Below are 12,622 nucleotides of genomic sequence, written 5' to 3'. Positions count from 1 at the left end.
CGCGCCTCCACCCGCCCTCCCGGCCGGGCCCGGCGGGGCCCCCCGCCCCCCCCGCGCCCCCCTTCCCCCCACACGTTCCCCCCTGGGGGGGGTGTGGCCCGGTGGGGCGGCGCGCGGGGGGCCCCCCCCGCGGCCGGTCAGCTCATGAACAGCCGGGCCTCGGCCCGCTCGTGCCGCCCGGACATCGCGTCGGCGACCGGCACGCAGCCGCCGAGGTCGGCCAACTCCCGTGCCAGGGCGGCCCGGACGACCTCCTGGAGCACCGGCGCGACCGAGCGCAGCACGACCTGCGCCTTGCGGTGGTCGGTCAGCCGCAGCCGCAGGGCCGCGCCGACGAAGCTGGTGCAGAACGCGAACAGGTCGCCGGTGACGGCCTGTTCGGCCGGGACGCCGGCCGCGGCGTACGCGACCCCGGCGGCGACCGCCTGCGAGCCGGGGGCGCGTTTGGCGGCGACCAGCTCCGCGTACCGCTCCAGCGGCTCGCCGCCCAGCGACTCCCGGGCGATGTCCAGGAGTTGGCGTCCGGTCCGGGTGGAGGCCAGGCGCAGTTCGCGGTTGAGCTTGGTCGCGTGCAGCCGTTCGTCGACCTCGGCGAGCAGGTCCCAGTCGCCGGCCGTCGCGGCCCGGTGGGCGAGGACGAGCGCGGTGGCGTCGCCCGGGCCCACCGAGTGGCGCAGCAGGTCGGTGAGCAGGTCCGGCATGGTGTCCGGGGTGACTGCCTTGGCCTGGGCGTAGCCCTCCAGCCCGTGGGAGAGGGTGTAGAACCCGCTGGGGAAGGCGGAGTCGGTGAGCTGGAGGCAGACCAGCAGGGCGTCCAGGGCCCCCTGGTCCGGGGCGGCGGGGTCCGGGGCGCCGGGGTCCGAGGCGACGGGGTCCGGGGCGGCGGGGCCGTTCACGCGAGGTAGAACAGGTGGTTGAGCGGGAGTTCGCGGGCGGGCTCGATGGTGGCGGGCTCGCCGTCCAGGGTGACCTTGTAGGTCTCCGGGTCGACGACGATCTTCGGCAGTGCGTCGTTGCGGAGCATGTGCTGCTTGCCGACCGAGCGGCAGTGCTGCACGGGCAGGACGCGGCTGTCGAGGCCGAGTTCGGCCGGGACACCGAGGTCGATCGCGGCCCGGGACATGAACGAGACCCGGGTGGCCTGCTTGGCGCGGCCGAGCGCGCCGTACATCGGGCGGTAGTAGACCGGCTGCGGGGTCGGCAGCGAGGCGTTGGGGTCGCCCATGAGGGCCCAGTTGATGACGCCGCCCTTGATGACCATCTTGGGCTTGGCGCCGAAGGAGTTGATGGGCCAGAGCACGATGTCGGCGAGCTTGCCGGGCTCCAGGGAGCCGATGTGGTCGGCGGTGCCGGAGGCGATGGCCGGGTTGATGGTGAGCTTGGCGAGGTAGCGCAGGACGCGGAAGTTGTCGTTGCGGTCGGTGTCGCCGGCGAGCTTGCCGCGCTGGTCCTTGCAGTGGTGGGCGGTCTGGAAGGCGCGGGTGAAGGACTCGCCGATGCGGCCCATGGCCTGCGAGTCGGAGGAGAAGATCGAGATGACGCCCTCGTCGTGCAGGACGGTCTCGGCGGCGATGGTCTCGGCGCGCACCCGGGAGTCGGCGAAGGAGACGTCCTCGGGGATGTCGTGGCTGAGGTGGTGGCAGACCATCACCATGTCGAGGAGTTCGTCGACGGAGTTGACGGTGTAGGGCAGGGTCGGGTTGGTCGAGGACGGCAGGACGTTGGCCTCGCCGGCGATCCGCATGATGTCGGGGGCGTGGCCGCCGCCCGCACCCTCGGTGTGGAAGGTGTGGATGGTGCGGCCGTCGATCGCGGAGAGGGTGTCCTCGAAGAAGCCGCCCTCGTTGAGGGTGTCCGTGTGGATGGCGACCTGGACGTCGTACTCGTCGGCGACGCGCAGCGCGGTGTCGATCGCGGCCGGGGTGCTGCCCCAGTCCTCGTGCACCTTGAGGCCGCACACGCCGGCCTCGACCTGCTCGCGCAGGGCGCCGGGCAGCGAGCCGTTGCCCTTGCCGAGGAGGCCGACGTTGACCGGGAGGTCCTCGACGGCCTGGTACATCCGGTGGATGTTCCACGGGCCCGGCGTGCAGGTGGTGCCGTTGGTGCCGTCGGAGGGGCCGGTGCCGCCGCCGATGAGGGTGGTGATGCCGTTGCTCAGGGCTTCCTGGGCCTGCTGCGGGGCGATGAAGTGGATGTGGGTGTCGACGCCGCCGGCGGTGGCGATGAGGTGCTCGCCGGAGATGACCTCGGTGCCGGGGCCGATCACCAGCTTGGGGTGCACGCCGCTCTGGGTGTGCGGGTTGCCGGCCTTGCCGACGGCGGTGATGAAGCCGTCCTTGACGCCGATGTCGCCCTTGACGACGCCGAGGACCGCGTCCAGGACGACGACGTTGGTGATGACCAGGTCGAGCGCGCCCTGGAGGGAGGTGGCGGCCGGGTCCTGGGCCATGCCGTCGCGGATGCCCTTGCCGCCGCCGTAGACGGCCTCGTCGCCGTAGTGGCCCTGGTTGAAGTCCTTCTCGACCTCGACGACGAGGTTGGTGTCGGCGAGGTGGAAGCGGTCGCCGACGGTGGGCCCGAACAGGTCGGTGTACTGCTTGCGGGAGAGCATGGCCATCAGAGGGTGCCTTCCTTGCGGTCGTCCTTGTGGTCGAGGCTGGTGCCCTTGAAGCCGAGCGCGATGGCCCGGCCGATGGCGCGGGCGCGGGTGTCGGGGGACTTGATGCCGCCGTCGACGAGGTTGGCGAAGCCGACCAGGCGGCCGTGGCCGCCGAACTCGGCGAGCGTGACGTCCTTGGTGTCACCGGGCTCGAAGCGCACGGCGGTGCCGGCCGGGATGTCGAGGTGCTTGCCGTAGGCGGCGTTGCGGTCGAAGTCGAGGGCGCGGTTGGCCTCGAAGAAGTGGTAGTGGGAACCGACCTGGATCGCCCGGTCGCCCGTGTTGCTGACCGTGACGGTGACCGTGGCGCGGCCGGCGTTGATCTCCACCGGGTCGTCGCCGTACAGGTACGTGGCGCCACCAGACATGGCTGGCCCTTCCTCTCCCTCGGTTCAGTGGGTTCGTTCAGTGGGTTTCAGTGGGTTCGTTCAGTGGTGCTTGTGGCTGTGCGCGTGACCGTGACCGTGGTCACCGCCCGGGCCGTGGCTGTGCGCGTACCCGTGCCCGTGCTCGGCGTCGAGCCCGGCCGCGATGCCGTCCTCGCCGTGGCCGAGCAGGTGCAGGGCCGTCGCCGTGCGGGCCGCGACCACCCCGGCGATCGCGGACGGGCGCAGCAGCGGGCCGCCGACGCGGACGTCGTCCTGCGCCTGCGTGACGGCCCGTCCGAAGGAGGCCGGGACGACGGTGACGGTGCGGGCGCCGAGGAGGCGGCAGCGCTCGACGCCTTCGGCGGGGTCGGGGTCGCCGCCTTCGAAGGCGACCTCCACCCAGCGGTGGTGTCCGTACTGGCGGACGAGCCGGGCGATCCGGAAGAGTTCGGCGTCCTCGAACGGGCCGGCCGCCGGGGCGGTGACCAGGATCGCGCCGTCGGGGTCCAGTTCGGGGCCGGCCGAGGCCGCGGCGCGCAGCCAGCCGACGAGGTGCTCGGCGGCGCCGAACGGCGCGGTGAGGGCGAGCCGACCGCGGGCCTCCCCGGCGGCGAGCCAGCGCAGGGCGCGGGCGCTGTCGGCGACGAGTTTCGGATCGCGGCCGAGCGTCATGGGGACGACGCACACCGGTCCGTCGCCGGCGGCGAGCGCCGAGCGGACGGCCGCGGCGAGGTCACGGCCCGGGGCGGCCGCCGCGTGGACGGCGGGCTCGCGCTCCACCAGGGGGGCGAGGTCGCGGGCGTGGCCGCTCTCGTGCCCGCCGGCCAGCACCACGGTGGCGGCCGGGCGGCCGGGCGTCACTCAGGCACCGACCGGGTCGTGGCAGGAGACGAGCTTGGTGCCGTCGAGGAAGGCGGCCTCGACCTGGAGCAGCGGGAGCATCTCGCGCACGCCGGGCATGACGTCGGCGTTGCCGACGACCTGCTTGCCGATCTCCATGCACTCGGCGACGGTCCGGCCGTCCCGCGCGCCCTCCATGATGGCCTCGCTGATCAGTGCGCAGGCCTCGCTGTAATTCAGCTTCACGCCGCGGTCGCGGCGTTTGCGGGCCAGATCGGCCACGACGTAGATGTACAGCTTGTCCATCTCGCGCGGGGACAGGTTCACGGGAATCACGCTTCCTTTCCGGCTTTTTCGGAGAAACCTCGGAGAATCCTCGGAGGAGCTTCGGAGGAAGTTCCGAGGAACTTCCGAGGAACTTCCGAGGGACGCAATGGAGTTCGGGGAACGGGACGGACCCTCAGGCCCGGCGCAGCCGTGGCACGGCCGGCACCGCCGCGAGGAACAGCACTGTGGTAACGACGAACGGCCACGTGAAGGCATGGCCGCCGAAGGGCGCGGTCACGGCGGCGAGCGCCGGGGTCAGCACGGTGGCGGTGGCCGCGCCGAGCAGGGCGTAGGCCGCGCTCCATCCGCCGGGTGCGACGAACACCCCGCACAGGGCCATCGCCACCAACACTCCGTTGTAGCCGAGCAGCCCCTCGCCGACGGCTTCGGCGGGTGCGCCGAGCGCCCAGGCGGTGAGCAGCGCGGTGGCGCTGCCCGCGCCGGCGGCGAGGGCGGCGAGGCGGCTGGCCACGAGGAGGCCGGCCAGGAACAGCAGGCCGACGTACCACTGGGGCATGAAGAAGATCTGGCCGATGTTGGCGAAGAAGCCCTGCCAGAGCTGGTCCCAGGTCGGCCCGGTGGGGCCGGTGGCGGGCAGGGGCAGGGCGGCCGGGGTGGGGGCGCCGTGCCACAGCTGACGGAAGCCGGGCGCCGCCGCCGCGGTCGCGGTGGCGACGAGGCAGAACGGCTCGGTGAGGACGGGCAGTCGCCGGGCGGCGAGCAGGCTGGTGAGGCCCGCGGTGAGGACGACGGAGACGACGGCGCCGAGCACCGCGACGACGAGGGTCGCCGGGTGCCCGGGGTCGAGGAAGACCGCGCAGCTCAGGGCCACCAGGCACCCGTTGTACCCGTGCAGCCCCGCCCCGACGGCCGCGGGTGCCAGCCCCAGCGCGTACGCGGTGCCGGTGCCCACCGCGCTGCCGAGCAGGCCGTAGGCGCCGTACTGCCAGCCGGCGGCGACGAGCGCGGCCGTGAAGAAGAGGCCGCACAGCGCCGACGGCACGAAATCCACCTGGGCGATTCCGCGCAGGACTTCGATCGCCACCCTGACGGATATCGGGCGAGGGCCCGCCTGGGCCGTCGGCCCGTCCTTTTCCTGACCCAATTCGTCGCACCAATTCCCGCTACGGCTTCTCACCGCATGGCGAAGTACTCGGCGAAGCTGTTCGACACGCCCTGACGTGCCGTTACGAACGACTCGCGATTCCTTCGGAACCGTACTCCCGCGGATCGCCGACATGCTCGCACACGTCAGGTTACGGGCGAATGACGACGGGTGATCATCTCGCCCCTGAGCTGCAACAATCTGTTGAATCTGCAGGTCGGAGTCCCCGCTGAAGAAAGTCATTCTTTGCGAAGATTTACTCATGGCCGAGGGAGCAGAGAAGGCCTCCGTGCTCATGAAACCCACCCGAAACCACTCCTGTCCGGCAATTCGGACACCCGCACCGCGACCTCGGGTTCCCGAAGTGACGGCGGGTTTTCCGGCGTGACGCCGGAGTTGTCCGGTCCGCGGCGGGTAGGGGGTCGGACATGGATGCGATTTTGGTGGAAGAGGACTTCGCCCACATCGACGGCACCGACATGAACGCCATCCTCGAACTGCTCGACCGGCTGGACCTCGACGCCGAGCCGACCGCCCCGCGCGGCGGCGGCCGGGGCCAGCACTGGGAGCTGACGATGCACTGGCAGACCCACGGCCCGATCTCGGACGCCACCGAGGCCGCCCTGCGCGACGCGGCGGGGAAGATCAGGGAACACTTCGTCACCGCGGGCAAGCAGGCCCCGACGAGGGTCGTCCTGTGCGGGCGGGACGGGCTCGTGCTCCGGACGTTCCAGTAACCCGCCCGGCGGGGCTCCGCGCCGGGAGCGGGAAGTCGACGTGGCCGACTTCCCGCTCCCGCGCGATCGCTCCCGCCCGCTCAGCCCCGCCCGCTCAGCCCCGCCCGCTCAGCCCCGCGCGCGGCCGACGGCGCTGAGCACCGCCCGCACGCCCGCCGTCAGGACGGACGCGTCGCGCCCCGCGCCCCAGCGCACCTCGTCCCCGATCCGCGCCTCCACGTACGCGACCGCGTCCGGGCCGGACCCGACGGCGTGCTCGCTGAAGTGCAGGATCTCCACGCCCAGCGCGTCGGCCACCGCGTCCAGCGGGCCGGCGCCGGTCCCCGCCCGGCCGTCGACCTCGGCCCGGTCGTCCGTGACCGTCCACGCCCACGGCGGCGCCGCGTCCAGGTACTCGGCGCGGAACAGCTCGTACAGCTCCTCCCCCGTCACCTCGCGCCCGCTGTCGTCCGTCGCCTCCTGCACGACGCGCGAGAACTCGATCTGCATCCGCCGGGGCAGCTCCAGCCCGTACCCGCTCTCCAGCAGGTAGGCGATCCCGCCCTTGCCGGACTGGCTGTTGACGCGGATCACGGCCTCGTAGTCGCGCCCGAGGTCCGCCGGGTCGACCGGCAGGTAGGGCACCTCCCACGGCGCCTCCCGCTCCGGCACGCCCAACTCGGCCGCGACCTTGGCGTGGTGCGCGAAGCCCTTCCTGATGGCGTCCTGGTGGGTGCCGGAGAAGGCGGTGTGGACGAGGTCCCCGGCGTACGGGTGCCGCTCGTGCACCGGCAGCCGGTTGCAGTGCTCGACGGTGCGCCGGATGCCGTCGATGTCGGAGAGGTCGAGCATCGGGTCGACGCCCTGGGTGTGCAGGTTGAGCGCGAGGGTCACCAGGTCGACGTTGCCGGTGCGCTCGCCGTTGCCGAACAGGCAGCCCTCCACGCGCTGCGCCCCGGCCAGGACGGCGAGTTCGGCGCACGCGACGCCCGTCCCGCGGTCGTTGTGCGGGTGGACGGAGAGGATGACCGACTCGCGCCGCTCCAGGTGGCGGTGCAGGTACTCGATCTGGTCGGCGTAGACGTTGGGGGTGGCGATCTCGACGGTCGCGGGCAGGTTGTGGACCACCGGGCGGTCGGGGCTCGCGTCCCACAGCGCGGTCAGGCCGTTGCACACCTCCAGGACGTAGTCCGGCTCGGTCAGGTTGAAGACCTCGGGCGAGAACTGGAAGCGGACCCCCTCGCGCCCCTCGGCCCGCCGGGCCATGTGCTCGGCGGCCCCGACGACCAGCTCGCGCACCTCCTCCCGGCTCCGGCCGAGGACGACGTCCCGCCAGACCGGGGCGGTCGCGGTGTAGAGGTGGACGACCACGCGCGGCAGGCCCTCGACGGCCTCGAAGGTGCGGTCGATGAGGTCGGCGCGCGCGGCGGTGAAGACGACGATCGTGACGTCCTGCGGCACCGCCCCCGGCACGGTGGCGAGTTGGCGCACGAAGTCGAAGTCGGTCCGGCTGGCGGACGGGTAGCCGACCTCGATCTCCTTGAAGCCCATGGCGAGGAACAGGTCGAACATCCGCTGCTTGCGCGCCGGGTCCATCGGCTCGGCGAGCGCCTGGTTGCCGTCGCGCAGGTCGACGGGCACCCACAGCGGGGCCCGCTCGATCCGCCGCCCGGACCAGCGCCGCAGCAACGCGGGCACGTGGACCCGCTCGTGGGCGGGACGGTAGCGGTGGGAGGGCATCGCGCCGCCGCGCTGGGGGTTCCAGGCGGGGGCGCCGGCCGGGACGGGGCCGGCCGGGGCGCGCAGGGTCGTGGTGCGCAGGGTCGGGACGGACATGCGGGGTCCTTCGGTGGGTACCGGTGACCGGCAGGACGGCGCCCCGCAGCGGGGTGCCGGTCCGGTCAGACCCCGCTGCGGCCACCGAGGAGGAGACGCCGCTGCTGCATGGCCGGTAGAGTAGCCACAACACAACTCCTCAGACAACCTGACAGGTGAACGCGATGTCCCCGATCGGCCCCCTGCGCCCCTCACCCCTGGTCGAACAGGCCGCCGCGCGGATCGAGGAGCAGATCACCTCGGGCCACTGGCCGGTGGGCGGCAAGCTGCCGGGCGAGGTGGCACTGGCCAAGGAGCTCGGCGTCGGCCGCTCGACCGTCCGCGAGGCGCTGCGCGCGCTGGCCGGGGCCGGCCTGGTGCAGAGCCGCCAGGGCGCGGGCGTCTTCGTGACGGCGGACCGGCCGGCCGGGGACTGGACGACCCGGCTGCGCCGGGCGGAGCTCGCGCACGTCTACGAGGTGCGCACGATGGTCGAGGTGCAGGCGGCCCGGCTGGCGGCGCAGCGCCGGACGGACGCCGACCTCGCCGCCGTCGACGCCGCGCTCGCGGCGCGCCTCGCGGCCGGTGCGGCGGACGACGCGGCCTTCGTCGACGCGGACATCGCACTGCACAGCGCCGTCGTGGCGGCGGCTCACAACCCGGTGCTGGACGACCTGTTCGCCCAGTTCGTCCCGGTCCTGCGGGAGCACCTGGTGGCGCTCGTGGGACTGCTGGGGCTGCGCGCCGGGGACCCGGACCACGGCTACGACGCCCACGCGGGGCTGGTCGGGGCCCTGCACCGGGCCGACCCGGAGGGGGCCGGACGGGTGCTGGCGGAGGAGCTGGAGGCGACGCGGGCGCGGCTGCTGGGCACCTGACGGCCTGTCCGCGATGGGCGTCACGCACTTTTCACACGGGCGCCACCCGCCTGGCAGCCGCGTGCATGACACTGGGTCAGGAGGCTTCAGAACCGGGGGTGGTTCGTCAGCGGACGGTCAACGGGAAGGTGACATTGTGTCCGAGCGGTGTGCGAGCACCGTCCAGACGGCGAACGGGCTTTCACTCCAATAACACGGTATGACTAGTATCGCTTCGTCAAAAAGCCCTCCCTAAGGAGTAGCTCTGCGCGCGCGTGCGAATCGGCGGCCCCCGACGCCGAAGGCCCCCCGCAGGCGTCCGCGCCTGTCCCTGCGGACGGCACTGCTCGTCCTGGCCGTCGTCCCGAGCATCGCCCTCGCCCTGCTCTGGGCGGTCACCAGCGGCGAGACGCTCTCCTCCTTCCAGCGCCAGGCCGCCCAGGGCATGCTCGCCCAGAAGGCCGGGCAGCCGTCCAACATCGTCTACTACAACCTCCAGGAGGAGCGCCGGCTCAGCGCCGAGGCGCTCGCCCGGCCCGGCGCCAACGCCGACCAGCTGCGCAGGCAGCGGCAGCTGACGGACGACGCGGTGCGCCGGTTCCAGACGCTCTCCGGCGAGACCGCCGAGGAGGCCCCCGCCGAGGTGCGCACCGCCGTCACCGAGGCCCGCCAGGCGCTCGACCGGCTCGGCGAGCAGCGGGCCGCCGTCGACCGCGCCACCATCGACCAGCAGTCGCTGTACGGCTACTACACCGACCTGATCGCCGTCGACCTGCGGCTGTTCACCGCGCTCAGCCACGTCGACACCGGTGAGATCACCTGGATCTCCAAGACCCTCGTCAACGCCTTCTGGGCCAAGGAGATGCTCGCCCGCGAGGACGCCATCCTGGCCCGCGGCTGGCCCTCCGGGCGGCTCGCCGTCGCCGACTACCAGCAGGTGCAGGAGGCGATCGGCGCACAGGACCACCTGTTCACCGTCCAGATCGCGCCCTACGTCCCGGCCGGCGAGGCGCCCGCCTGGCACGACCTGATGAACAGCCCGTCCTGGCAGGCCAAGACGGCCGTCGAGCAGGCGCTCACCAGGCCCACCGCCGCCGAGCCGGGCGGCGCCACCGTCAAGCTGCCGCCGATGCAGGACCAGTGGCGCCAGGCCGTCGACCAGGTCAACCCGCAGCTCGTCAAGGCCATCGAGACCCGCACCGACGGCGTGGTCGAGGTCGGCCTGGACTCCATCTTCTCGCTCCTGACCACCGTCGTGCTGACCGCCGTCGTCGGCCTGGTCCTCGTCATCGCGATCGGCGTCGCGAGCTGGCGCCTCAGCCGCTCGCTGCGCCGCCGCATCCAGGAGATCCGGACCCAGGCCGAGGAGCTGGAGCGCACCCTGCCCGAGGTCGTCGAGCGCCTCAGGCGCGGCGAGCAGGTCGACGTCGAGGCCGAGAGCCGCGCCATCACGGCCGCCGCCGCCACCCTGCGCAGCGGCGCGAGCGACGAACTGGCCACCCTCGGCCAGGCGCTCAACGCCGCCCGCACCTCCGCCCTGGCGACCGCCGTGCGGCAGGCCGAGCAGCACCGCGGCTTCGAGCGGCTGCTCCAGCGCATCGCCCGCCGCACCCAGCTGCTGATCGGCCGCCAGCTGCGCCGCCTGGACGAGCTGGAGCGCAAGCACGAGGACCCGGAGGTCCTGGAGGGCCTGTTCGACCTCGACCACCTCACCGCGCGCCTGCGCCGCTACGAGGAGAACCTCGTCATCATGGCCGGCGGCCAGCCGCAGCGGCGCTGGCGCAAGCCCGTCCCGCTGCTGGACGTGCTGCGCGCCGCGCAGGGCGAGGTGCAGGACTACCGGCGGATCATGCTGGACGTCGAGGGCCACCCCTGGCTCTCCGAGCGGGCCGTCGGGCCGGTCGCCCACGTGCTCGCGGAGCTGATGGAGAACGCCACAACCTTCTCCAAGCCGCCCACGCCGGTCGAGGTCCGGGCCGCCATGGTCGGGCGCGGGCTCGCCGTGGAGATCGAGGACCGCGGCCTCGGCATGGACCCGGAACAGTACGACGCGGCCAACGCGCTGATGCTCCGCCCGCCCGCGCGCATGGAGATCCTGGAGCGCGGCGACGACATCCGCCTCGGCTTCCACGTCGTCGCCCGGCTGGCCGCCAACACCGGCCTGCGGGTCGAGTTCCGTCCCTCGGCGTTCGGCGGCACCCGGGTGGTCGTCCTCGTCCCGGCCGAGCTCGTCATCGACGGCGACGCCGGGCTGCCGGACGCCGCCCACGCGCCGGCCGCGGCCGCCGGGCCGATCCCGCTCGTGCGGCGCTCGCGCAAGGCGCTGATGACGGCCTCCGACGAGGCGCCCGCGGCGGCAACGCGGCCGGTCCAGGCGTTCGCCCCGGTGGACGCCTTCGGGACGGCCGACGCGGAGCCCGTCCCCGCCGAGGCCTTCGGGCACGTCGAGTACGTCCGGCCGGCGGGCGAGCCGGGGCCCTCCGGCACCACGGCGCGTGCGCCGCGCGCCGACCGATACGTCGACCCCCGCACTGAACGGTACGCCGACCCGTACGCCGACCAGCCGATCGAGCACAGCTCCCCGGCCCCGGACACGTCCCTCGACGAGGCGCCCTCACACGAGTCCCCGGCCTACCCGGACATCGCCTACGCCTGCGTGACGGACGCCGAGGCGCCGTACGCCGACGAGCAGTACCGCCCGGCCGACCACTACCGGCTGGCCGAACGGCGGCGCCGCGAGTACGCCTCCGGCGTGCCGCTCAGCGCCGCCGACGGCCACCAGCCGCCGCTGCCGCAGCGCATCCGCCAGGCCAGCCTCGCCGCCGAGCTGCGCGTCCCGCCGCCCCCCGGCGGGCACGCGGAGCCCGAGCGCCCGGCGGCCGTCACCCCCGCGGCGGACGGACAGCCCGCCGGCGGGCCCTTCCAGCGCCCGGTGCGCCGCTCCGGCGCCACCATCGGCGCCTTCCAGCGCCAGTCGCGGGCCGCCCGCGGCCAGGGCCTCCCGGGGCAGGGCCGCCCCGGCCGGGGCGGCTCCCAGGAGACCCCCACTGCCCCCACCGCCGGCACTCCGGCACACGCACCGGAGCCCTCCCCCTGGGCGCCGCCGGCCGCGGACCCCCGAACGACACGAACGGATGACCAGTCATGAACCGCACGACCGCCACCCACCAGGACCTCGACTGGCTGCTGGACGGACTCGTCGACTCGGTCCCCGGGACCAGGAACGCCGTCCTGCTCTCCGACGACGGCCTGGTCGTCAGCCACTCCCGCAGCATCGAGCGCGCCGACGCCGAGCGCCTGGCCGCCGTCGCCACCGGGCAGCAGAGCCTCGCCCGCGGCGTCGGCCGGCTCTTCGACGGCGGGCCCGTCCACCAGGTGATCGTCGAGCTCGCCGAGTGCTGGCTGTTCGTCATCGCCGCCGCCCAGGGCACCCACCTCGCGGTCGTCGCCTCCCAGGAGGTCGACGCCGAGGTGATGTCGGTCGCCATGCACACCCTCGTGCAGCAGGTCGGCCAGAAGCTCGGCACTCCCGCCCGCGGCGAGGCCGCCCCCGGCTCCTTCGACGCCTTCGACGCCCGCAGGCCCGGCGCCGGCGGGCGGGGCTGACGCGGGTGGGCCCGCACTGGAGCGAACTCGACGACGAGGACGACGGCTACGCCGACGGGACGATGGTGCGCCCGTACACCATCACCCGCGGCCGCACCGCACCCGAGCGCGACGACCTCACCCTGATCACGGTGCTCACCACCGACGAGGAGGAGGCCGCCCGGGCCCTCGCGCGCAGCCGCGGCGGCGTCCGCACCCTCCAGCCCGAACACCGGGCGATCCTCGACCGCTGCCGCCGCCCGGCCGCGGTCGCCGAGGTGGCGGCCGGCCTGGACCTCCCGGTCTCGGTCACCAAGATCCTGCTCGGCGACCTGGTCGCCCAGGGCCTG

The 12,622-nt window shown here is 73.7% G+C and carries 12 protein-coding genes; 5 read left to right on the top strand and 7 right to left on the bottom strand.

What is annotated here, in order from left to right; genetic code table 11:
- Positions 1–137: 137 nt before the first annotated feature.
- From AB0O00_RS17150 to AB0O00_RS17125, 6 genes are all read right to left on the bottom strand, one after another.
- Positions 138–818 carry an urease accessory UreF family protein gene (locus tag AB0O00_RS17150; RefSeq protein ID WP_363652549.1) on the bottom strand — a complete coding sequence of 227 codons (681 nt, stop codon included), beginning with the start codon at positions 816–818 and terminating at the stop codon, positions 138–140.
- 74 nt (positions 819–892) lie between these two features.
- Positions 893–2,617: an urease subunit alpha gene (gene ureC, locus AB0O00_RS17145; protein ID WP_363652541.1), complete on the bottom strand. Its 1,725-nt coding sequence runs from the start codon at positions 2,615–2,617 to the stop codon at positions 893–895.
- A complete protein-coding gene (locus AB0O00_RS17140; RefSeq protein ID WP_363652539.1) occupies positions 2,617–3,027 on the bottom strand; it encodes an urease subunit beta in 411 nt (136 codons plus the stop codon). The genes ureC and AB0O00_RS17140 overlap by 1 nt, the downstream gene beginning before the upstream one ends.
- 60 nt (positions 3,028–3,087) lie before the next feature.
- The gene (locus tag AB0O00_RS17135) at positions 3,088–3,888 is read right to left on the bottom strand and encodes a cobalamin biosynthesis protein CbiX (protein ID WP_363652537.1); all 801 of its coding nucleotides are present in this window, start codon (positions 3,886–3,888) and stop codon (positions 3,088–3,090) included.
- Positions 3,889–4,194 carry an urease subunit gamma gene (locus AB0O00_RS17130; RefSeq protein ID WP_363652535.1) on the bottom strand — a complete coding sequence of 102 codons (306 nt, stop codon included), beginning with the start codon at positions 4,192–4,194 and terminating at the stop codon, positions 3,889–3,891.
- Between the two features lie 133 nt (positions 4,195–4,327).
- On the bottom strand, positions 4,328–5,239 hold the full coding sequence (locus AB0O00_RS17125) for an urea transporter (protein WP_363652533.1): 912 nt from the start codon (positions 5,237–5,239) through the stop codon (positions 4,328–4,330).
- A gap of 488 nt (positions 5,240–5,727) precedes the next feature.
- Here AB0O00_RS17125 and AB0O00_RS17120 point away from each other — a divergent pair, with 488 nt between their 5' ends.
- Positions 5,728–6,036 (top strand): hypothetical protein, encoded by a 309-nt coding sequence (locus AB0O00_RS17120; protein WP_363652532.1) that lies wholly within the window; start codon positions 5,728–5,730, stop codon positions 6,034–6,036.
- A 108-nt stretch (positions 6,037–6,144) separates the two neighbouring features.
- Here AB0O00_RS17120 and AB0O00_RS17115 read toward each other — a convergent pair whose 3' ends face one another.
- On the bottom strand, positions 6,145–7,851 hold the full coding sequence (locus AB0O00_RS17115) for a 2-isopropylmalate synthase (protein WP_363652530.1): 1,707 nt from the start codon (positions 7,849–7,851) through the stop codon (positions 6,145–6,147).
- Positions 7,852–8,015: 164 nt separating this feature from the next.
- On the opposite strand from AB0O00_RS17115, the gene AB0O00_RS17110 reads away from it, so the two are divergent.
- The 4 genes from AB0O00_RS17110 to AB0O00_RS17095 form a co-directional block, all read left to right on the top strand.
- Entirely contained in the window at positions 8,016–8,708 is a 693-nt protein-coding gene (locus tag AB0O00_RS17110) for an FCD domain-containing protein (protein ID WP_363652528.1), read from the top strand.
- Between the two features lie 424 nt (positions 8,709–9,132).
- Positions 9,133–11,835 (top strand): nitrate- and nitrite sensing domain-containing protein, encoded by a 2,703-nt coding sequence (locus tag AB0O00_RS17105; RefSeq protein ID WP_363652526.1) that lies wholly within the window; start codon positions 9,133–9,135, stop codon positions 11,833–11,835.
- Positions 11,832–12,293, top strand: a complete 462-nt coding sequence (locus AB0O00_RS17100) for a roadblock/LC7 domain-containing protein (RefSeq protein WP_363652524.1) — start codon at positions 11,832–11,834, stop codon at positions 12,291–12,293. The genes AB0O00_RS17105 and AB0O00_RS17100 overlap by 4 nt, the downstream gene beginning before the upstream one ends.
- 62 nt (positions 12,294–12,355) lie before the next feature.
- Positions 12,356–12,622 (top strand): DUF742 domain-containing protein (locus AB0O00_RS17095; RefSeq protein ID WP_363652547.1); only part of this gene is annotated, 267 nt, incomplete at its 3' end.

The sequence above is a fragment of the Kitasatospora sp. NPDC093558 genome, from assembly GCF_040683475.1.
Classification (GTDB): Bacteria; Actinomycetota; Actinomycetes; order Streptomycetales; family Streptomycetaceae; genus Kitasatospora.
Note: the sequence above shows the minus strand (reverse complement) of the source record. Positions and strands in the feature narration are given on the sequence as shown.

Excerpts from the sequence above, each read along its gene's own strand:
- AB0O00_RS17115 (WP_363652530.1), bottom strand. The coding sequence starts at position 7,851 with ATGTCCGTCCCGACCCTGCGCACCACGACCCTGCGCGCCCCGGCCGGC.
- AB0O00_RS17105 (WP_363652526.1), top strand. The coding sequence starts at position 9,133 with ATGCTCGCCCAGAAGGCCGGGCAGCCGTCCAACATCGTCTACTACAAC.
- AB0O00_RS17120 (WP_363652532.1), top strand. The coding sequence starts at position 5,728 with ATGGATGCGATTTTGGTGGAAGAGGACTTCGCCCACATCGACGGCACC.
- AB0O00_RS17140 (WP_363652539.1), bottom strand. The coding sequence starts at position 3,027 with ATGTCTGGTGGCGCCACGTACCTGTACGGCGACGACCCGGTGGAGATC.
- AB0O00_RS17110 (WP_363652528.1), top strand. The coding sequence starts at position 8,016 with ATGTCCCCGATCGGCCCCCTGCGCCCCTCACCCCTGGTCGAACAGGCC.
- AB0O00_RS17100 (WP_363652524.1), top strand. The coding sequence starts at position 11,832 with ATGAACCGCACGACCGCCACCCACCAGGACCTCGACTGGCTGCTGGAC.
- ureC (WP_363652541.1), bottom strand. The coding sequence starts at position 2,617 with ATGGCCATGCTCTCCCGCAAGCAGTACACCGACCTGTTCGGGCCCACC.